This is a genomic window from Methylobacterium indicum (assembly GCF_001043895.1).
Lineage (GTDB): Bacteria > Pseudomonadota > Alphaproteobacteria > Rhizobiales > Beijerinckiaceae > Methylobacterium > Methylobacterium indicum.
This window is the reverse complement of the sequence record NZ_JTHF01000208.1, coordinates 1-19,837: the sequence shown is the minus strand read 5'-3', so window position 1 is coordinate 19,837 and position 19,837 is coordinate 1. Positions and strand designations below refer to the sequence as shown.

The following is a 19,837-nucleotide window of genomic DNA, read 5'->3' as shown; positions in this document are numbered from 1 at the left end:
CGTCTACAACCGGTTCCGGTACTATGATCCGTTGACGACGCAGTATGTAAGTTTGGATCCAATCGGATTGTTGTGAGGCATAAGGGCTTCTGGATACGTGGCAGGCCTAATTATTGGATTGATCCACTAAGACTTACTTGTTGTTCGGAGTGGGACGAAAACACCGGTCGGTGGCGTGACCCAACGACGGGGCGTCACATCGATCCGCCTGTTCTTGGTTCAGATGTCAAAAATGTTGGCATGCAATATGGATGGCGCTTCCGTATATCGCCGCAGGCGCCGAGCGACGTTATGTATCGAGCAGACTCGGCGGGCAGCATAACGCACTATCAAGTATGGGGCCCAGACGGTCTGCCTGCCTGTCGAGTAGATGTTACAGGAGAAACTCACGGAGGCGTGCCGACGCTGCTCGTGTTAATGTACGAGAGAAGCATAAGTCAGCCTGGACCAGTGTTCGTAAGAGCGCTACGCACAGTGAGGGCGGCACTGACATCGGAGGCACCATGACGGTGGACGACTAAAAAATTTGATACTATAAAAAATGTATCAGTACAGATCTATAATGGCCTCCACGCGAGGCTTCTTGGTGGTGCCTTGATAGCCGGCCCCATCCAGAACCAGGATCGCGCGCGCCGGGCGCGATCTGTCGGCGGATCTCACCCGCCGGCAGAGGAGCCACCAGCGTCTCGCCCGAGGGCGTGCGCCAGCACTCGCGCCGGTCGCGCGTCACGCAGGCCTCCGGCACCAGGTCGCGCACCACCACGTCCCGGTAGCCTGTGAGTTGCTCCGGCTACGTCAGGCGGCCGCGACCCGGGCCGGCACCGGCGGCGGAGCGTCGGCCCGCACCTCGCGGGGCAGGGCCGGGACCCGGGCCCAGGGCTCGATCAGGGCCGGCAGGTCGCGCAGGCGGGCCGCCGCCGAGACGCCGACCGCCAGGATGTCGTCCCAGCGCGACAGGAAGGCGGCGACGCAGGCCGGATCGAAGTGTCGGCCGCTCTCGGCCTCGATGCAGGCGCGCGCCTCGGGCAGCGGCATCGCCCGCTTGTAGGGCCGCTCGGTGGTCAGCGCGTCGAACACGTCCGCCACCGCGACGATGCGGGCGGCCAGCGGGATCGCCTCGCCGGACAGCCCCCTTGGATAGCCGCCGCCGTCCCAGCGTTCGTGATGCGCCTCCGCGATCTCGGCCGCGAGCCCGATGAGCGCGCAATGGCTGCCGCCGAGAATGCGCTTCCCGATCTCCGCATGGGTGCGGATCAGGGCGAACTCCTCCTCGTCGAGGCGGCCGGGCTTGAGCAGCACGCCGTCCGGGATCCCCACCTTGCCGACGTCGTGGAGCGGTGCAGCGAGATAGACCCGGCGGCACAGCTCCGCGTCGAGTCCCAGGGCCTCGGCCATGATCTGGCTGTAGCGCGCGACGCGCCAGGTGTGGTCGCCGGTGTCGTTGTCCCGGTACTCGACCGCGAGCGACAGGCGAAAGATGATCTCGGCCTCCCGTTCCCGCAGGATGCGCACCGCCTTCTCGACCTCGCCGGCGAGCCACGAGGCCTGGTCGTCGAGCCGGCGCACCGCCGTGGCGAGCCGCACCACGTTGCGCAGCCGCACCTTCAGCTCGATGCGACCCATGCGCTTGTCGAGGAAGTCGGTGGCGCCCGCGTCGAGAGCGGCGAGGCGGACCTGGTCCTTCACCTCGCTGGTGATCATCACGATCGGCACCTGGGCATAGTGCTCGATCGCCCGCAACTGGCGGATCACCGAGATGCCGTCCATGTCGGGCATGGTGTAGTCGACGAGCACCAGGTCGTAGGCGCGCATCCGCGCCTCGTCGAGTGCCACGAGAGGGTTGTTGATGGCAGAGACGTAGATCTGCTGGTCGTGCTCGAGCAGGCGTTTCAGCCGCATCAATACCGTCTGGCTGTCGTCGATGACGAGTACGTCCATCTGTCTTCTCCCGCGGCGCACAGCGTTCGACCTTCGGCCGACCCCGCGGCGTGGGAAGCCCTCGTAGGCTGCCCAGGTGCGAAACCAGGATTCGATCTCCCTAGCGGCAGTTTGGAATTTTACAACTTAACTGGGAGTAAACAAGCCTGGAAAAGAGGCCAAGCAGTGTCGGCAACGTGGCTCTCACTGTGGTCGACCTTGGTCTGGCGCAGCCAGGACCGCGTCCGCGATCGTCCGCATTGATCGGCGAGTGCAAAGTCAATGTGCAGGAGATCGATAATTCGACAAAGGTCTGGTAATTACTTTAGGGAGTGAACCCGTCGCGAAGATTTCGCGCGTCACGCCTGGCGGCGACGGCTGCAGGCTTACGCTCATCCATCGCCCGGATGCACCGTAAGCCGCAGCCGGGCCGATGGCCGTCCCGGGCCTCGGAGCATCGCCGGCCGAGAGGGACCCGGCCGGCGACGAACGGCGTCGACGAGTTAGAGCACTTCACGATCGTGCTGCAATCGCGACGATCTCTGGTTCCTTGATTTTGCCGGATTTTCTGCGACGAACCGGCATCCACCTCGTCGGTAGAAAAAGATCTAGAAGTAGAAGCGCGGGCCGTAGATCCGACGGTAGTATGGCCGGTAATACGGACGATAGTAGCGGCGGTAATACGGGCGATAGGCACGCCGATAATACGGCCGGTAGTAGTAGCGCCGGTACGGACGGTAGCCGTAGTAGCGGCGATACGGGCGGTAGCGGTAGTGGCGACGGTAGTAATAGGCCTTGTCGACGAGCGGTGCGGCCGGATTGGCCTCGGCGGCAAGGGCGCCGGCGGTCGGCAGGGCGGCAGCCGAGCTGCGGCCGGTGCCAAGCCCGATCCCGGCGACCAGAAGAGTCAGGACCAGGCCGATCCATCGTAGGGCGCGCATGATGTCGGTCTCCCTCGGGCGGCGCGACGCTCATCGCCGGCGCCCCGTCTAGCGAATGGACAACGAGACACGGAAAGACCCGCCGGATGCGGCGGGACGCCCGCCCGACGACCGAGGGGCGCTCCCGTCACACCTAGACCCCGACGGCTCCGCTTCAATCGACGGCGTCCGCAAACGTGAGAATCGGGTGAGAGACCGGCGGCCCCTGCGGCAACGACGGTTGCTTGCCGGAGGCGGGCGGCCCGCATACCTCTCGGGTTGCCCCGTTCGGAGATCTCACGCCTCATGCCGTTCCGGCCCTTCGGCGCCCTGCGCGCCCTCCTGCCCGAGCGCTGGGCCCGTCGCCATCCGGTGGTGCCGGTCGTGCGCCTGAGCGGTGCGATCGGGGCGGTCTCGCCGCTGCGCGCCGGCCTGTCGCTGGGGGCCTGCGCGCCCGCGCTCGAGCGCGCCTTCGGCATGAAGGGCATCCGGGCGGTGGCGATCGTCATCAACTCGCCCGGCGGCTCGGCGGCGCAGTCGCATCTGATCTTCCACCGCATCCGGGCGCTCGCTGCGGAGGCCGAGGTGCCGGTTCTGGCCTTCGTCGAGGACGTGGCGGCCTCGGGCGGCTACATGATCGCCTGTGCGGCCGACGAGATCTTCTGCGATCCGGCCTCCCTCGTCGGATCGATCGGGGTGGTCTCGGCGGGCTTCGGCTTCACCGGCCTGATCGAGCGCCTCGGCGTCGAGCGCCGGGTCCACACCGCCGGCAAGGCCAAGGCGATGCTCGATCCGTTCCGGCCCGAGAACCCCGACGACGTCGCCCGTCTCAAGACCATCCAGGCCGACGTGCAGGCGATGTTCACCGACCTCGTCCGCAGCCGCCGGCCGGCCCTCACGGGCGATCCCGACGAGCTGTTTTCCGGCGCGGTCTGGACCGGGCGCCAGGGTCTCGCGCTCGGCCTCGTCGACGGCCACGGCGACGTGCGCTCGATATTGCGGGCGCGCTTCGGCGACACGGTGCGGCTGCCGCTGATCGAGCAGGCCCGCGGGGGGCTCCTCGCCCGGCTGCTGCGCCGGCGCGAGCCGGGCGCGGTCGGCATCGCGGCGATCGAGGGCGCGCTCGCCGCCCTCGACGAGCGCGCCGCCTTCGCGCGCTACGGGCTGTAGGGATCAGGGCGAAGCCGGTTCCCGCAGGCTCGCGGGCAGCAGCGTCAGGCACAGGATCTGGTCCTGGCGCTCGTAGGTCTCGCGCTCGCGGATCGCCCGCTCGACCTCGTCGGTCTCGGCGGTGGAGTAGCGCAGGCCGAAGGGGATCGAGCCGTCCTTCGGGTAGGTGGCGAGCTTGCGCCGGGTCTCGGCCCGGCAATAGGCGACCCAGTCCGGCGCCAGGCCGAGCCGGCGGGCGGCGTCCGCCACGGCGGTGCCGACCCGGATCTCGGCCTCGCGCTCGCTGCGGGCGAGCGCCCGGTCGTCGAGACCGTTGATCAGCCCCGTGACCACGAAGCCCAGGGCGACCACGATGCTGACGAGGACGAACAGGCTGCGCATCGCTGAAGGACTGCTCCCACGCGGCGTTTCTGCGTCGCAGGCTAGGGCACTTCACGATCGCGTTGCAATCGCGAAGCACTCTAGGTCTTTGATTTAGCCGCATTTTCGACGACGAACCGGCATCCGCTTCGTCGTCGAAAATGCTCTCGGTGTCGCGCCGGGCCGCCTCGGCCACCCGGCGCGCGGGATGATCCTCAGTTGCCGCGCAGGAGCGCTTCGAGCACCTTCGCGCCGGGGCGTCCGGTCTGGGGCATGCCGAGGCGGCGCTCGACATCCTTGATCGCGTCGCGGGTCTTCGCGCCGACCTTGCCGTCGGGCTCGCCGACATCGTAGCCGCGGGCCGTGAGCGCGCTCTGGAGGCTGCGGCGCTCGGCGCGGGACAGGGGCGGGTCGTCGGTCGGCCAGGCGGTCTGCACGCCGGCCTTGCCGCGAAGCCGGTCGGACAGGACCGCGATGGCGAGCCCGTAGGACTCGGCGGCGTTGTAGGAGTAGATCGCGTCGAAGTTCTTGGTCACCAGGAAGGCCGGGCCGTTGGCGCCGGCGGGGGCCAGGATACCGACCGGCCCCTCGGCCGAGAGCGGCCGCCCGTCGAGCCGGGTGACGCCGAGCGAGGCCCAATGCGCCGCCGGCTTCTTGTTCTTGCGGCCCGCGGCCGAGACGTTGAAGCCGGGGGGCAGCCGCACCTCGTAGCCCCAGGGCTGGCCGTTGTGCCACTTGGCGACCCGCAGGAAGTTGGCGGTGGAGCCGACCGCGTCCGGCACCGAATCGACCACGTCGCGCCGTCCGTCGCCGTCGAGGTCGACGGCGAGGCGCTGGTAGGTCGTCGGCATGAACTGGGTCTGGCCGAAGGCGCCGGCCCAGGAGCCGGTCAGGCGCTCGGGCGCGATGTCGCCCCGGTCGATGATCTTGAGGGTGGCGATCAGCTCGCCCTTGAAGAAGTCGCGCCGGCGGGTGCCGCCGCAGGCCAGCGTCGCCAGGGACTGGACCAGCGGCATCTTGCCGAGGTTCTTGCCGAAATTCGATTCGACGCCCCACACCGCCGCGATGGTGTAGCGGTCGACCCCGTAGCGCGATTCGGCGAGCGCCAGGGCGCTGGCGTGCTGGCGCATGGCGGCGCGGCCGTCATCGACCCGCTCGTCGTCGACGAGGGCGGCCATGTAGTCCCAGATCGGCGTCTTGAACTCGGGCTGGGCCTGGGACAGCTCGATGACCTTGTCGTCGAAGCTGATCCCGGCGGTGGCGGTCTGGAACGCCGCCGGCGACACGCCGGCCGCCGCGGCCTCCTGGCCGAGTCCGGCGAGGCAGGAGCGGAAATCCGCCAGCGCCGCCTGGGGCAGGCCGAGGCCGGCGAGGCAGAGCAGGGTGGCGGCCTTGAGGGTCGCGCGCCGCGTCATGCAGAAATCTCTCCCGTTTCGCCGATCCAAGCACCGGAATAGGGCGTCATCAGGGTTAAGGAAAACCTGACGAACCCGGCGACCGACGGGAGATCGGCCGCGACGAACGGCCCACCGGCCGGGCGGGATTATTTTTCCGAGGCCAGTCGCTGGTCACCCGGCCGGCGTCGGCCGTTGCCTCTCGATGTCGGCCCGGGTTCCGCAGCGCGGCCCCGGGATGACAGGGAGAGTTGCAAGGCGGTCAGCCCACCCGCGTGGGCGCTCAGGCCCAGGGCCGCTCGGCGAGTTTCTGCTCGTAGGCGTCGATCGACGAGGCCCTCTCGAGGGTCAGGCCGATATCGTCGAGGCCGTTGATGAGGTTGTGCTTGCGCGCCGGATCGATGTCGAAGTGCAGCGTGCCGCCGTCCGGCCCCTTGATCAGCTGGTTCTCGAGGTCGATCGTCAGCGTCGCGTTCGCGCCGCGGCCCGCGTCGTCGAGGAGCTTTTCCAGGTCTTCCGGCGACACCGTGATCAGCAGGATGCCGTTCTTGGCGCTGTTGTTGAAGAAGATGTCGGCGAAGCTGGTCGAGATGATGCAGCGAATGCCGAAATCGGCCAGCGCCCAGGGGGCGTGCTCGCGCGAGGAGCCGCAGCCGAAATTGTCGCCGGCGACCAGGATCTTGGCGTTGCGGTAGGCCGGCTGGTTGAGGACGAAGTCCGGGTTCTCGGAGCCGTCGTCGCGGTAGCGCATCTCGGAGAAGAGGCCCTTGCCGAGGCCGGTGCGCTTGATCGTCTTGAGATACTGCTTGGGGATGATGCGGTCGGTGTCGACGTTGACGATCGGCAGCGGCGCCGCGACGCCCTCCAGAACGGTGAACTTTTCCATGGGTCGCTTCGTCCGAGATGCGCGCCGCGCGGGAGGGACCTGCGCGGCGCCAGTTCGGAGGTGTTCTAGCAACTCGCCGGTGCGGCGGGAAGCGCGCCCGGCGTCAGAGCGAGCGGGTCGCTATCGCGACCCCGACAGCTCCAGCACGTCGTCGAAGGTGCGCAGGCCCGGACGCGGCGAGTTGACCAGCACCGCCATGTTGCCCGGCGCGTGCTGGTTCTTCCACATCTTGGTGTGGGCCTCGGGGATCTTGTCCCAGGGGAAGAGCTCGCTCATGCACGGGTCGACGCGGCGGTCGATCACGAACTGGTTGGCGGCGGCGGCCTGCTTCAGATGGGCGAAGTGCGAGCCCTGGATGCGCTTCTGGCGCATCCAGACGTAGCGGGCGTCGAAGGTGATGTTGAAGCCGGTCGTGCCGGCGCAGAACACCACCATGCCGCCGCGCTTCACCACCAGGGCCGAGACCGGGAAGGTCGCCTCGCCCGGGTGCTCGAACACGATGTCGACGTCGTTGCCCTTGCCGGTGATGTCCCAGATCGCCTTGCCGAACTTGCGGGCTTCCTTGGTCCACTCGTTGAACTCGGGCGAGTTGACCTTGGGCAGCTGGCCCCAGCAGTTGAAGTCCTTGCGGTTGATGACGCCCTTGGCGCCCAGGCTCATGACGTAGTCGCGCTTCGAATCGTCCGAGATCACCGCGATGGCGTTGGCGCCGGCCGCGGCGCAAAGCTGCACGCCGAACACGCCGAGGCCGCCCGAGGCGCCCCAGATCAGCACGTTCTGGCCCGGCTTGATCGTGTGCGGCGCGTGGCCGAACAGCATCCGGTAGGCGGTGGCCAGGGTGAGCGTGTAGCAGGCGCTCTCCTCCCAGGTCAGGTGCTGCGGCCGCTTCATCAGCTGGCGCGACTGCACCCGGCAGAACTGGCCGAAGGAGCCGTCCGGCGTCTCGTAGCCCCAGATGCGCTGGGTCGAGGAGAACATCGGGTCGCCGCCGTTGCACTCCTCGTCGTCGCCGTCGTCCTGGTTGCAGTGGACGATGACCTCGTCGCCGACCTTCCAGCGCTTCACCTTGGCGCCGACCGCCCAGACGATGCCCGAGGCGTCCGATCCGGCGATGTGGAACGCCGCCTTGTGGACGTCGAACGGCGAGATCGGCTCGCCGAGGCCGGCCCAGACGCCGTTATAGTTGACGCCGGCGGCCATCACGAGGACGAGCACCTCGTCGTCGCCGATGGACCAGGTCGGCAGGACCTCGATCTGCATCGAGGTTTCCGGCGGCCCGTGCCGTTCGCGCCGGATCGCCCAGGCATACATCTTCGACGGGACGTGGCCGAGCGGCGGAATCTCCCCGATCTCGTAGAGATCCTTGATTTCGGTCCCGCCCTTCGGGGACCCACTCTTCGACACCGGATCCAGAGCGGCGCTCGCAGCCATCGTGGTCCCTCCCTTGCAATATTGCACTGCACCGTGAATTCTAGCGTCGTTCCAGGGGGCGTCCATAGCCCTTTTGGCGGGCGCCCGGACTTGTCAGCCTTAGGTCAAGGGTGACGATGAACCCGGGCGTGTCTACCATCCGGGAACGAGTGGGCGTCGCCCACGGGGCCGGTCAACGAGGGCGAGGGCGGATATGGGCGAACCGGAGGTCAAGCGCGACAAGCCGTGGATCATCCGCACCTATGCGGGGCATTCCACGGCCGCCGAATCGAACGCGCTCTACCGCGGCAACCTCGCCAAGGGCCAGACCGGCCTCTCTGTCGCCTTCGACCTGCCGACCCAGACCGGCTACGATCCCGACCACGAGCTCGCCCGCGGCGAGGTCGGCAAGGTGGGCGTGTCGATCGCGCATCTCGGCGACATGCGGACCCTGTTCCAGGACATTCCGCTGTCGCAGATGAACACCTCGATGACCATCAACGCCACGGCCCCGTGGCTGCTGGCGCTCTACCTCGCGGTGGCCGAGGAGCAGGGCGCCCCGTTCTCGGCGCTGCAGGGCACCACCCAGAACGACATCATCAAGGAATACCTGTCGCGGGGCACCTACGTCTTCCCGCCCGGCCCGTCGCTCCGGCTCACCAAGGACGTGATCCTGTTCACGACGAGCCAGGTTCCGAAGTGGAACCCGATGAACGTCTGCTCCTACCACCTGCAGGAGGCGGGAGCGACGCCGGTCCAGGAGCTGTCCTACGCGCTGGCGGTCGCCATCGCGGTCCTCGACACGGTGCGGGACGATCCCGCCTTCGACGAGGCGAGCTTCGCCGACGTGGTCGGGCGCATCTCGTTCTTCGTCAATGCCGGCATGCGGTTCGTCACCGAGATCTGCAAGATGCGGGCGTTCTGCGACCTCTGGGACGAGATCACCCGCGACCGCTACAGCATCGACGACCCGCGCAAGCGCATCTTCCGCTACGGCGTCCAGGTGAACTCGCTTGGGCTCACCGAGCAGCAGCCCGAGAACAACGTCCACCGCATCCTGATCGAGATGCTGGCCGTCACCCTGTCGAAGCGCGCCCGCGCCCGCGCCGTGCAGCTGCCGGCCTGGAACGAGGCGCTCGGCCTGCCGCGCCCCTGGGACCAGCAATGGTCGATGCGGATGCAGCAGATCCTCGCCTTCGAGACCGACCTTCTCGAATACGACGACATCTTCGACGGCTCGGTCGCCATCGATGCCAAGGTCGAGGCGCTGAAGACCGAGACCCGGGCGGAGCTCGCCCGCATCGGCGCGCTCGGCGGCGCGGTCACGGCGATCGAGACCGGCCTGATGAAGCGGGCGCTCGTCGAATCGAATGCCCGGCGCATCGCCGCGATCGAGCGCGGCGAGCAGGTCGTGGTCGGCGTCAACAAGTTCCAGAACGGCGAGCCCTCGCCGCTCACCTCCGGCGACGGGTCGATCTTCACCGTCTCCGAGACGGTCGAGATGGAGGCGCAAGGCCGCATCAAGGCCTGGCGCGCGCAGCGCGACGCCGCCGCGGTGGCGGCGGCGCTCGACGAGCTCGAGGCCTCGGCCCGCGAGGGCCGCAACGTGATGCCGGCCTCGATCGCCTGCGCCAAGGCGGGCGTCACCACCGGCGAGTGGGGCGAGCGCCTGCGCCAGGTCTTCGGCGAGTACCGCGCGCCGACCGGCGTGACGCCCGAGACCGCGACCTCCGGGGCGGCCGAGGAGGCGCGCCTCCTCGTCGCCGATCTCGGCGAGCGGCTGGGCGAGGCGCCGAAGCTCGTCGTCGGCAAGCCCGGCCTCGACGGCCACTCGAACGGCGCCGAGCAGATCGCGCTGCGCGCCCGCGATGTCGGCTTCGACGTGACCTACGACGGCATTCGCCAGACCCCGGCCGAGATCGTCGCCAAGGCGCGGGAGCGCAACGCCCACATCATCGGCCTGTCGATCCTGTCGGGCTCGCATGTCCCGCTGGTGCGCGAGGTCCGGGCCCGCCTGCGCCAGGAGGGTCTCGACCACATCCCGGTCGTCGTCGGCGGCATCATCTCGTCGGAGGACGAGCTGGTGCTGAAGAACATGGGGGTCGCGGCGGTCTACACCCCGAAGGACTATGCCCTCGACACGATCATGGTCGGCCTCGCCAAGGTGGTGGAGCGCGCCATCGCCCGCCGGGACGCGGAAGCCGCGGAGCCGCGGCGCGAGGAGGTGTTCTGAGGCAGCGCGTCGGGTCCGCTCTTGCCCGATGCGGCCTCCAGAGATCGATGCGTCGTCTGGAGGCCTTCTTCGAGGTTGGTCGATCTGTAATCGACCGATGATTCGGGATGAGATCGCCGATGGGAGAAATATATTCGGCAGCGGTCGCGTCTGTCAGAGTCTGTTTGACTTGCAACGACATAAGCGCGAGGGGATTTTCTATCTTACCCTCCACCTCAGGATGAGGTTGATAGTGGGATAGGGTATGTCGATCGGCCGAACTGGCTCTCGGAGTCTGATCGACGCACTTGATAGTCTTGATACATCCCTGGTCGTCCCCTGCCGCGCAGCGGAGCCCGAGATCCGGCATCGCCGACGATTCAGAAGAGGGCTGATTGCGTTCCTCCTGGTCCTCTCCCGCCTGAGATTCTGGATTCCGGGCTCCGCTGTCGCGCCCCCGGGATGAGGCGGCAGGCTTCACGTCCGCGAATGGACGGTCAGCCGGGCTCGCGATTCGTCGGAGATGGACCGACCTCGCGGGCCGCCTCCGGGGATCGCCGACTGCGAGAATCCACGGCCGCGACTCGAACGGCCGTGCGGGTACTCGGACCGCGCGACCGCCGTCAGAGAACGATCCGCATCAGGACCGTGACCACCACCGACGCCGCCGCCGCGATGCCGAGGGCCAGCGGGCTGTCGATCGTGCGATAGCGCGAGATGTCCTCGACCGGGGCCGCGGCCCGGGGTGCGGTGAGCGGGCGGGCCTCGTTCTTCATTCGAGTCAGGGCGGGGTGTCCGGTCACGCTCGCGCTGGTCACGGCCGTCGTCATCGCGGTTTCTCCTCGTGGACGGCCACCATGATGGCCGGGCCCGGGGGAGGGGGCCTTGATCCAGCGCAAGCCCGCTCACCCGGGACCGGTGATCTCGCGTGCGGGCGCGGGCGCCTCGCCTCAGCGCAGCGTCAGGATGTCGGCGAACACTTCGTCCCAGGCCGCCCCGTCCATCGCCACGAGGCCGAGGCTGCGCAGGAAGAACGCGCCCTCCGCGGCGAAGAAGGCGGTGCGGGCGCGGCGCTCGGCATCGCAGGTCGGGTCGAACTTCGCGATCCAGCCGGCATACCAGTCGCGGACGCGCTGCAGATGCGCGGGGGATTGCAGCAGCGTCACCAGCATCCCGACCATCCGGGTCTGGGTCGCCTCGTCGATCCGGCCGGCCGCCGCGATGTAGTGGCGGGTCTGCGCCAGGGTGTCGGCCCCCTGCGGCAGGCTCTCGGCGAGCTCGGCATCCATCGCCGTCATCCAGCGCTCGACCAAAGCCGCCACCAGATCGTCCTTGGTGCCGAAGCAGTATTGCAGGCCGCCCTTGGTGATGCCCGAGGCCTTGGCGACCGCCTCGAAGGTCAGGGCCGTGGCGCCCTCGCGCAGCACGATCGCCTCGGCGGCCTCCAGCACCTTGTCCCGGTCGATCGTCCGCGGACGCCCCATCCCTCACCCCCCTTTTCAATCCATACGTATGGAATTAAACGCGGGCCTCGTACCGCGCAACCGACCGGAGGTCAGATGCCGTCCCCGCGCCGATCCCTCGGGCTTCTGCCGTTCGCCGCCTTGTTCTGCCTGTCCGCGGCCGCCTGCAAGCCCGCGGGCGACGACCATGCGAGGGCCGCCGCGGCTCCGGCGCCGGAGGTTTCGGTGGTGCGCGCCGAGGCGGCGAGCGTGCCGCGCCTCGTCGACCTGCCGGGACGACTCGTCCCGACCCGCGTCGCCGAGGTCCGGGCCCAGGTCGCCGGCATCATCCAGGAGCGGACCTTCGCGGAGGGAAGTCTCGTGCGGAAGGGCGACGTGCTGTTCCGCATCGACCCGGCGGTCTACCGGGCCGAGGTCGACGCGAAGACCGCCGCCCTCGACCGCGCCGAGGCGACCCGGATCCAGGCCCTGCGCCAATCCGAGCGCACCGGGACGCTTCTGGAGAAGCAGGCCGCCAGTACGGCTCAAGCCGACATCGCCACCGCGGCCCTGCGGCAGGCCGAGGCCGACGTGGCGAGCGCCCGGGCCCAGCTCGCCCGCGCCCGGATCGACCTCGATTTCGCCACCGTGCGGGCCCCGATCTCCGGCCGCATCGGCCGGGCGCTGGTCACCGAGGGCGCTCTCGTCAGCCAGAGCGAGGCGACGAAGCTGGCGCTGATCCAGCAGGTCGACCCGATCTTCGCCGACTTCAACGCCGCGGCCTCCGAGGCCGGCCTCCTCGCGGAGCGGGCGGCCGGCCGGGACGGCCCGGAGGTGCGGCTCGCGATGCCCGACGGGTCGCTCCACGGCGATGCCGGACGGCTCGTCTTCACCGATGTCGGCGTCGATCCCGGCACCGGGCAGGTCTCCCTGCGGGCGACCTTCCCGAACCCTCACGTCGCGCTCCTGCCGGGCACCTACGTTCGGGTGCGGCTGGCACTCGGCCTACGGCCCGGGGCGGTGGTGGTGCCGGCCCAGGCGATCCAGCGCTCGAGCGCCGGCGTGGCCCAGGTCTTCGTCGTCGGCGCCGAGCGGACGGCGACCCTGCGGCCGGTGCGCGTCGGCGCCCTGACCGATGCCGGCTGGATCGTCGAGGAGGGCCTGCAGCCGGCCGAGACCGTGATCGTCGAGGGCTTCCAGAGGATCCAGCCCGGCCTGGCGGTGACCCCGCTGCCCTGGCGCAGTGCCCGCAGCGCCGCCGCGAAGCCCTGACGAGAGGACGACCGGCCATGACGCGCTTCTTCATCACGCGCCCGATCTTCGCCTGGGCGATCTCGATCTTCATCATGCTGGTGGGCGCGATCGCGATCATCTTCCTGCCGGTCTCGCAGTACCCGGACGTCGCCCCGGTCATGATCCAGGTGACGGCGACCTTTCCGGGCGCCCCGCCCGAGCGGCTCTACGACGGCGTCACCCGGATCGTCGAGGAGGAGCTGAACGGCATCCCGGGGCTGATGTACTTCGAATCGACCAGCGACACCTCGGGCCAGGCCCAGATCATGGCCTCGTTCGCGCCGGGCTCGGACCCGTCGAAGGCGACCGTCGCGGTGCAGAATCGGATCAAGCGGGTCGAGGCGCGGCTGCCCCGCGCCGTGACCCAGCAGGGCGTGATCGTCGAGGAGGCGAGCACCAGCTTCCTGCAATTCGTCGTGGTGACCTCCCGCGACGGCAGCTTGAGCGAGAGCGACCTCGGCGACCTCGCGGCGCGGCGCCTGCTCGGCGAGTTGCGCCGGGTGCCGGGGGTCGGGCGCGCCACCCTGTTCTCGTCCGAGAAGGCCCTGCGGATCTGGATCGATCCGGCCAAGCTCGTCGGCTTCAACCTGACGCCCGGGGACGTGACGGCGGCGGTGGGGGCGCAGAATGCGCAAGTCGCCTCCGGCCTCGTCGGCGCCCAGCCGGCCCGGGACGACCAGCGCATCGCCGCGAGCGTGCTGGTGAAGGGCCAGCTCACCGACGTCGCCGAGTTCGAGGAGATCGTGCTGCGGGCCAACCCGGACGGCTCGCTGGTCCGCCTGCGCGACGTCGCCGAGGTACGCCTCGGCGCCCAGTCCTACGCGATGCAGACGCGCCAGGACGGCCGCCCGGCCGCCGGCATCGGCATCCAGCTCGCGCCCGGCGGCAACGCGCTCGCGGCCGCCACCGGCGTCAAGGCGAAGATCGCCCAGCTCCAGCGCACGCTGCCGGCGAATGTCAGCGTCACCGTGCCCTACGACACCACGCCCTTCGTCGAGGTCTCGATCCGGAAGGTCCTGATGACGCTCGCCGAGGCGATGGCGCTCGTCTTCGCGGTGATGTTCCTGTTTCTGCAAAATCTCCGCTACACCCTGATCCCGACGATCGTGGTGCCGGTGGCGCTCGCCGGCACCTGCGGCGCGCTGCTGGCGGCCGGTTTCTCGATCAACGTGCTCACCATGTTCGGCATGGTGCTGGCCATCGGCATCCTGGTCGACGACGCGATCGTGGTGGTCGAGAACGTCGAGCGGATCATGGCCGAGGAGGGGCTGGCGCCGAAGGACGCCACCGCTAAGGCGATGGGCCAGATCACCGGGGCGATCGTCGGCATCACCGCGGTTCTCGTCGCGGTGTTCGTGCCGCTCGCCTTCTTCCCCGGCTCGGTCGGGGTGATCTACCGGCAATTCGCCGTCAGCATGGCGACCTCGATCGCGTTCTCGGCCTTCCTGGCGCTCTCGCTGACGCCCGCGCTCTGCGCCACGCTGCTGAAGCCGGTCGCTCCCGGGCACGGGGGCACGGGCTTCTTCGGCTGGTTCAACCGGCGCTTCCGGGCCGGGACGCGCGCCTACCGGGCCGGCGTCGCCGGGATGCTGCGCCGGCCTCTGCGCTCGCTTCTCGTCTACGCCGCCCTCGTCGCGGCCCTGGGCTGGGGCTACGCCCGGATGCCGTCGAGCTTCCTGCCGATCGAGGACCAGGGCTACGTCATCGTCGACGCGCAGACCCCGCCGGAATCGGCCACCGCCCGCACCCGCGACGTGGTCGAGCGGATCGAGGCGCATTTCGGCGCCGAGCCGGCGGTGGCGGGGCGCACCACGCTCCTCGGCTTCGGCTTCTCGGGCCAGGGCCAGAACGCCGCGATCGCCTTCGTGACGCTCAAGGACTGGGCCGAGCGCGGCTCGGGCGACGGCGCCGAGGCGGTGAGCGCGCGGGCGAACGCCGCGCTGGGCGGCCTGCCCGACGCCATCGCCATGTCGCTGTCGCCGCCGGCGATCGAGGCGCTCGGCAATTCGAGCGGCTTTTCCTTCCGCCTCCAGGACAAGGCGCAGCAGGGCTACGCCGCCCTCGCCGCCGCCCGCGACCAGCTCCTGACCGCGGCGAGCCGGAGCCCGGTCCTGGCCGGAACCTACGTCGAGGGCCTGCCGACCGCCCCGCAGATCGAGCTCGTCCTCGACCGGCAGAAGGCGAGCGCGCTGGGCGTCACCTTCGCGGACATCAACGACGCGCTCTCGACGAGCCTCGGCTCGGCCTATGTGAACGACTTTCCCAATCAGGCTAGGATGCAGCGGGTGATCGTGCAGGCCGAGGCCTCGGCCCGGATGAAGGCGGAGGACCTGCTCGACCTCTTCGTGCGCAACGCCGCCGGCCAGATGGTGCCGCTGCGCTCCTTCGCCCGGGTCTCCTGGACCATGGGGCCGTCGCAGGTCGTCGGCTTCAACGGCTATCCGAGCATCAAGATCTCGGGCAGCGCCGCGCCCGGATACGCCAGCGGCGACGCCATGGCCGAGATGGAGCGCCTGGCCGCCCAGCTGCCCCCGGGCTTCGACTACGCCTGGACCGGGCAGTCGCTGCAGGAGAAGCTGTCGGGCTCGCAGGCGGCCTACCTGCTGGCGCTCGCCCTGTTCTGCGTCTTCCTGTGCCTCGCGGCGCTCTACGAGAGCTGGTCGATCCCGCTCGCCGTGCTGCTCGTCGTGCCGACCGGCGTGGTCGGGGCGGTCTTCGCCATGCTGGCGCGGGACATGCCGAACGACGTCTACTTCAAGGTCGGGCTGATCACGGTGATCGGCCTCACCGCCAAGAACGCGATCCTGATCATCGAGGTGGCGAAGGAACTCACGGCCCGGGGGCGTCCCTTGCGTGAGGCGGCGCTGGAGGCCTGCGCGCTGCGCTTCCGGCCGATCGTGATGACCTCCTTCGCCTTCATCCTCGGCGTGGTGCCGCTCGCCGTCGCCACGGGGGCCAGCATGAACAGCCAACGGGCGATCGGCACCGGCGTGCTCGGCGGGATGATCACCGCGACGGTCCTGGCGGTGTTCGCGACGCCGCTCTTCTACGTGCTGGTCGCGTCCGCCCTCCGGCGGCGGGACGATGCGGCCTCGCGATCCGCTCGGGCGGAAGCAGGTCGGACGGAGGCCGCGGAGCGGTGAGGGTGAGCCGAGATCGTCGGGACGAACGAAGCAGACTTGCGTTGGCAGGCCAACGCTTCGCCCGCTCAGGTTCTTGTTTTGCCGCAGATTTTCGGCGCCGAACCGGTAACCACTTCGGCGAAATCTGCTTCGTCATTGAGGAGCGCGGCCGGTCGGTCCGGTCGCGCCCGGCACCGCCTACATGCCCCGCTTCGGGGTGGCTTGCAGGAGATCCTGGATCTGCTGCTTGTAGAACCGGGCGAACCCCGTGGTCCCGTGGCCGCTGGTCTCGGTGCTGGCCGGGATCAGGTACAGGCGCCCGTTCTTCAGGCGCTTCATCTCGCGCTCCATGATCCCGGTCTCGGGCGGGTTGCGCTCGTCGTCGGCGGAATTGATCGCCAGGACGGCCGCGTCGATCTTTTCGAGACCCGGGGAGGGATTGTAGCCGCGCGACGAGTCCCACTGGTAGATGTAGTCGTTGGCATCGGCGTTGAACGGCGCGGCCAGGCGCGCGTCCACGAGCTTGTCGGCGGACTCGCCCGTCGGTCCCTGTTTCTGCAGGGCCAGCGTGCCGCCGCTGGTCGCGAGCGCGAAGAAGACGTTCGCGACCCGCAACGCGGGCGGCTGGGCCGTGTACTCGCCACCGGCATAGGTCGGGTCGCGCCGGATGGTCTCGGTCAGGAGCCGGCGCAGCATCCAGTTGCGGCTTCCCATCTCGCTCGGCTGCGACGCCATCGGGATCAGGGCGTCCATGAACCCGGGATGCGCCACGCCCAGCACCCAGGCATGCATGCCGCCCATCGAGTTGCCGATGACGAGCCGGACGTGCTTGAGGCCGAGATGCTCGGTGAGCAGCCGATATTGCGCCGCGGCCATGTCGTCGTAGTTGTATTTCGGAAATTTCGTCTTCAACCCGTCCGACGGCTTGGACGACTTGCCGTGGCCGATCGCATCCGGAAGGACGATGTAATACTTGCTGGCGTCGAGCGGCTGACCGACACCGAATAGCTCGCCGGCGAAGCCGGGCGTCAGCATGCTGGCCGCGGAACCGGTCGTGCCGTGCAGGACGACCACCGGTTCGCCCTTCGGATCTCCCACCGTGGTGTAGTGCAGCCGCAGCTCCGGCAGGACGTCGCCGGTGTGGAACTTGAAGTCCTTGACCGTCCAGTCGCCCTCCCGGGGCGCCGGGTAGTCGGCGGCCACCGCCGCGAGAGCGATCAGCGACAGGGCCGCGCCCGCCGCGGCGGTCCGCAACAGGGTCATGACGCGCATTCCGGTATCCTCCCGAGCATCGTTTTCTTATGCGTCCGGCCCGTTTTGTCTGTCCGGCCAAGCCAGTATCGCGCCCGCGGCGGGCGCGGGCAACCGCCGCGGCGGGGGCGGACGTCCTGTACGGAGAATCGCGACAGCGCTCCCCTCGCGCCGTCGATCCGACGCCGCAGTGGTCCGATGGGTTCGCGCTGGCCGGCCTCCTGACGCATCGTGCGTCCCGCCGGGGCCTGTCGCCCCGGCGCGGCCTCACGCGCCGATCAGCGCTGCCCGTCCCATTTGGCGATGGCGTCCTTCTCGAGTCCGCCGACCCGGGCATGCGGGCGTCCGCCGGTGGTCATGGCGAGCGCGAACAGGATCTCGTCGGCCCGGGGGCCGTCCGCCACCGCCACGGTGACCCCGTCGAAATGGGAGCGGACATAGGCCGCGTCCTTGTGGTGGATCGGCACGTCGAGGCTGGCGCCCATGCCGCCGACCTTGGTCATCGACGGCACGATGGCGAGAGCCTGGCCGAGCAATTCGCGCATCGCGTAGCCGCCGGGGACGTGCCAGAGCGCGCCGTGCTCCAGTTCGCCGGACGCGCCCACGAGCGAGCCCTTGCCGTAGGCCTCGATCCGGCCGGGATCGCCGCCGAGCGCGTCGAGGAGCTTGCGGGCGCATTCGACGCCGAGCGGCTTCAAGGCATCCATCATCGGGGTGATCTCGGCCTCGTAGCGGCCGGCGAAGGGGTTCCTCACCAGGCAGGCGACGGAGCCCTTGAGGATCGGGGTGTCGAGCGCCGGCCCGCCGTCGTGACGGACCTCCTCGACGGTGACGACGATCTTGCGGACCTCGATCATGGGCGAATCTCCCTTGAATCTTGAAGGACGATGGATCGGCCCTGCAGCATCAGGGCGGCGGAACGGATCAGGCCGGCGGCGCGCATCGCGACGGCCCGGCTTCGGCCGGCCTCCAGGGCGGTGGCGATCTCCTCCGGCGACAGGGACGGCACCGCGACGGTGACGAGACGCGGCCCGAGGTCGGAATCGGGGTCGAGTTCGGTGGCCGGCGCCCGCGCGACGCCCGGATGCCCGGGCAGGTCGACGGCATTGGCGATCAGCGTCGCGGCGGCATCCGCCGTGGCGGCGTCGCGGGCGAGCACGGTCACCGAATCGGCGAGCCCGAGGGAGAACGAGCGGCCCTGCCGCCCCGAGGTGGCGATGCCGCCGATCCCGTCCTGGTGGCGCAAGGTCACCCGGCCGTTCACCGCGGGCACCGGGCCGCGCGAGAAATCCGCGGCGACGCCGATCGCCAGGGTCTCGCCCTCGGTGAGGTGGAGCGCGATGTCGCCACCGTCGTTGACGAAGGCCTTGTCGAGGGGCGCGGCCTCGCACATCGCCGCGAGGATCTCGTCGGCGACGGCGCCCGCTACCGCGGCCATCGGGGTGACGAACTCCTTGTGCGGCCGGCACGCCGCGACCATCCGGCGGGCTATCCTGCCCTCGACCCGCGGCCGCCCGCTCATGGGTTTGCGCAACTCCGGCAACTCGCCGACGAGCTCGCCCAGGACCGTCGCGAAGCGCGCGACGGCGGTCCGGTGCGCCTCGGCCACCGCCGACTCGGCCCCGAAGCCGCGCAGCACCAGGTCGATCGGGCCGTGCTGCAGGTGCAGCCGCCCATCTGCCAGGAGCTGGTGCGCCGGCCCGTCCATGCGCTCAGCCGAGCCGGGCGAGGAGGCGAACGAGGTCCGCCGCCTCGTCGGGGGAGAGGGGATCGAGGGTGCGGGCCGTCACCTCGGCGCCGCGGCTCTTCATCGCCTCGATCACCCCGACACCCTCGTGGGTGAGCGCCAGCACCACCAGGCGGGCATCGGTGTCGTCGGCTTGCGGCTGCACGTAGCCGCGGGCGGCGAGCCGCCGGGCGACGCCGAACATCGTCGCCGGATCGACCCCGACATGGCGCCCGACCTGGTTCTGCGAGGTCGGCCCGAGGTCGTGGAGCTTGCACAGCACGGCGTATTGCACCGGCGTGACGCCGAAGTCGCGCATCACCGTCTCGAAGATTGCGGAGGCGCGCTGGTGCGCCCGCCGGATCAGGTAGCCGATCTGGTCCTCGACCCGGTAGAGGCGGATCGCCTCGGCGTCGATCTCGGGCGGCGCCTCGCGCCGCTGGGTAGCGGTCATGCGACCTCCGCGGCGGGCCAGGGATGGTCGGGATTCCACGGGTCGATCCGGGCTTCCGGCCCGACCTCGCGCAGGACGTCCGTCATCGCCACCACGTCGCCGTCATGGCCGCCGAGCCGTGCATAGAGGTCGCGCGGCAGGGTGAACTCGATCGGGGCGACGATCGCGGGCGTCGGTACCGAGCCGAAGGCGTTCTTCGGCAGCCGGGTCACGTCGGCCATCACGGTGATGCCGCCGCCGGGCCAGACCGTGACAGGCGCGCCGCCCATCGTCACCCTCG

General features: G+C 69.6%; 16 protein-coding genes and 1 pseudogene. 4 read left to right on the top strand and 13 right to left on the bottom strand.

The window, feature by feature from the left end:
- Positions 1-795: 795 nt before the first annotated feature.
- A complete protein-coding gene (locus QR78_RS23230) occupies positions 796-1,938 on the bottom strand; it encodes an HD domain-containing phosphohydrolase (RefSeq protein WP_048429960.1) in 1,143 nt (380 codons plus the stop codon).
- Positions 1,939-2,525: 587 nt separating this feature from the next.
- Positions 2,526-2,858: a hypothetical protein gene (locus tag QR78_RS23225; protein ID WP_244276229.1), complete on the bottom strand. Its 333-nt coding sequence runs from the start codon at positions 2,856-2,858 to the stop codon at positions 2,526-2,528.
- A 285-nt stretch (positions 2,859-3,143) separates the two neighbouring features.
- Here QR78_RS23225 and QR78_RS23220 point away from each other — a divergent pair, with 285 nt between their 5' ends.
- Complete coding sequence (locus QR78_RS23220) at positions 3,144-4,007, top strand: S49 family peptidase (RefSeq protein ID WP_048429959.1); 864 nt, start codon at positions 3,144-3,146, stop codon at positions 4,005-4,007.
- 3 nt (positions 4,008-4,010) lie between these two features.
- Here the strand turns inward: QR78_RS23220 and QR78_RS23215 are convergent, their stop codons facing one another.
- From QR78_RS23215 to ccrA, 4 genes are all read right to left on the bottom strand, one after another.
- A complete protein-coding gene (locus tag QR78_RS23215; RefSeq protein WP_048429958.1) occupies positions 4,011-4,388 on the bottom strand; it encodes a hypothetical protein in 378 nt (125 codons plus the stop codon).
- Positions 4,389-4,582: 194 nt separating this feature from the next.
- Positions 4,583-5,782, bottom strand: coding sequence for a lytic murein transglycosylase (locus QR78_RS23210; RefSeq protein ID WP_048429957.1), 1,200 nt, complete (start codon positions 5,780-5,782; stop codon positions 4,583-4,585).
- A gap of 262 nt (positions 5,783-6,044) precedes the next feature.
- Positions 6,045-6,647, bottom strand: coding sequence for a 3-isopropylmalate dehydratase small subunit (gene leuD, locus QR78_RS23205; protein WP_048429956.1), 603 nt, complete (start codon positions 6,645-6,647; stop codon positions 6,045-6,047).
- A 120-nt stretch (positions 6,648-6,767) separates the two neighbouring features.
- Positions 6,768-8,078 carry a crotonyl-CoA carboxylase/reductase gene (ccrA, locus tag QR78_RS23200; RefSeq protein ID WP_048429955.1) on the bottom strand — a complete coding sequence of 437 codons (1,311 nt, stop codon included), beginning with the start codon at positions 8,076-8,078 and terminating at the stop codon, positions 6,768-6,770.
- 193 nt (positions 8,079-8,271) lie between these two features.
- Here ccrA and QR78_RS23195 point away from each other — a divergent pair, with 193 nt between their 5' ends.
- Positions 8,272-10,290, top strand: coding sequence for a protein meaA (locus QR78_RS23195; RefSeq protein WP_048429954.1), 2,019 nt, complete (start codon positions 8,272-8,274; stop codon positions 10,288-10,290).
- A gap of 602 nt (positions 10,291-10,892) precedes the next feature.
- Here the strand turns inward: QR78_RS23195 and QR78_RS23190 are convergent.
- Together QR78_RS23190 and QR78_RS23185 are read right to left on the bottom strand one after the other, a co-directional pair.
- Positions 10,893-11,099 carry a hypothetical protein gene (locus QR78_RS23190; protein WP_048429953.1) on the bottom strand — a complete coding sequence of 69 codons (207 nt, stop codon included), beginning with the start codon at positions 11,097-11,099 and terminating at the stop codon, positions 10,893-10,895.
- Between the two features lie 120 nt (positions 11,100-11,219).
- A complete protein-coding gene (locus QR78_RS23185) occupies positions 11,220-11,753 on the bottom strand; it encodes a TetR/AcrR family transcriptional regulator (RefSeq protein ID WP_048429952.1) in 534 nt (177 codons plus the stop codon).
- Positions 11,754-11,828: 75 nt separating this feature from the next.
- Here QR78_RS23185 and QR78_RS23180 point away from each other — a divergent pair, with 75 nt between their 5' ends.
- Together QR78_RS23180 and QR78_RS23175 are read left to right on the top strand one after the other, a co-directional pair.
- Positions 11,829-12,983, top strand: a complete 1,155-nt coding sequence (locus QR78_RS23180) for an efflux RND transporter periplasmic adaptor subunit (RefSeq protein ID WP_048429951.1) — start codon at positions 11,829-11,831, stop codon at positions 12,981-12,983.
- 17 nt (positions 12,984-13,000) lie between these two features.
- A complete protein-coding gene (locus QR78_RS23175) occupies positions 13,001-16,147 on the top strand; it encodes a multidrug efflux RND transporter permease subunit (protein WP_048429950.1) in 3,147 nt (1,048 codons plus the stop codon).
- Positions 16,148-16,324: 177 nt separating this feature from the next.
- Here QR78_RS23175 and QR78_RS23170 read toward each other — a convergent pair whose 3' ends face one another.
- From QR78_RS23170 to QR78_RS23150, 5 genes and pseudogenes are all read right to left on the bottom strand, one after another.
- Complete coding sequence (locus tag QR78_RS23170) at positions 16,325-17,389, bottom strand: alpha/beta fold hydrolase (RefSeq protein WP_082171513.1); 1,065 nt, start codon at positions 17,387-17,389, stop codon at positions 16,325-16,327.
- A 266-nt stretch (positions 17,390-17,655) separates the two neighbouring features.
- The gene (locus tag QR78_RS23165) at positions 17,656-18,234 is read right to left on the bottom strand and encodes an amino acid synthesis family protein (protein ID WP_048429948.1); all 579 of its coding nucleotides are present in this window, start codon (positions 18,232-18,234) and stop codon (positions 17,656-17,658) included.
- Positions 18,231-19,085 carry a UPF0280 family protein gene (locus tag QR78_RS23160; protein WP_048429947.1) on the bottom strand — a complete coding sequence of 285 codons (855 nt, stop codon included), beginning with the start codon at positions 19,083-19,085 and terminating at the stop codon, positions 18,231-18,233. Before QR78_RS23160 ends, QR78_RS23165 begins: the two co-directional genes overlap by 4 nt.
- Before the next feature lie 4 nt (positions 19,086-19,089).
- Positions 19,090-19,557, bottom strand: a complete 468-nt coding sequence (locus tag QR78_RS23155; protein WP_048429946.1) for a MarR family winged helix-turn-helix transcriptional regulator — start codon at positions 19,555-19,557, stop codon at positions 19,090-19,092.
- A pseudogene (locus QR78_RS23150) lies at positions 19,554-19,837 on the bottom strand (6-hydroxynicotinate reductase); the annotation flags it as partial. The gene QR78_RS23155 and the pseudogene QR78_RS23150, both read right to left, overlap by 4 nt.